Annotated in this window: 1 pseudogene; it reads left to right on the top strand. The window is 41.4% G+C overall.

Going from position 1 to position 877, the window contains the following annotated elements:
• Window positions 1–877 (top strand): annotated as a pseudogene (locus ACFIL8_RS11305) (hypothetical protein); the annotation flags it as partial.

Below are 877 nucleotides of genomic sequence, written 5' to 3'. Positions count from 1 at the left end.
CTGATTACAGACCAGATGTTTCGGTCGTCAACGGTAGCTTTACGGATACGCTTGTGAATGTTTTACCGGCTGATGGCTGTTACATTCCGATGCCTAATGCAATGGTAGTGTCTCATGCTTTAGAAGAAAAGCCGTTGGGGTGCATAGCCTTTAGAAGTGGCAATGGTGTTAAGATAATCGTAGGAGGAGCCAAAAAGCTTTACAGTTATGATAGTCAAACGAAGGGTTGGAAAGACATAAGTCAAAGTGGTGTGACCTATCAAGCAAATGAAGAGAATAAATGGTCGTTTGCATTATTTGGTGAAACTATTATTGCGGTGAATAAAAATGATAAACCACAAGTCTTTAATACTCATAGCTCTGAACGGTTTGAAGATTTAGGAGGCAATCCCCCGAAAGCAGGATTGGTGAAGGTTTGGGGTGATTTTGTTTGTTTGATGCAATTAACAGATCATCCCAATCGCATCCATTGGTCGGGTTTGAATGATGCAACTCATTGGACGGTAGGTGATAAAGATTGTTATTATCATAATTTTAATGATGGAGAATATGTTCAAGGGGCAACGGAATCGAGCAATCCCCTCGTTTTTTTGCGTTCTGCTATTTATGCTGGTTGTTTTACGCTAGGCTCTAAAGTCCCCTTTATTTTTCAAAAGCTTCAAGACAAGCGTGGATCCCGCAGTGCAGCCTCTATAGCGTGTCGCGGGAGTGATGCTTTTTTTGCTGGTGATGGTGGCTTTTATCAGATCAGTGCTGATGGTCAACTTTTGCCGATAGGCTTTGAGAAGGTTGATAGAACGGTTTTTAAAACCTTTGATAAGTTTGCTCTTGATGAGATGCAAGGGGTTATAGATCCCATTGATAACCGGATTTACTG

The organism is Bartonella sp. AP57NXGY, from assembly GCF_042195805.1.
Classification (GTDB): domain Bacteria; phylum Pseudomonadota; class Alphaproteobacteria; order Rhizobiales; family Rhizobiaceae; genus Bartonella.
The sequence above is the reverse complement of the archived record's forward strand: the minus strand, read 5'-3'. Positions and strand labels throughout refer to the sequence as shown.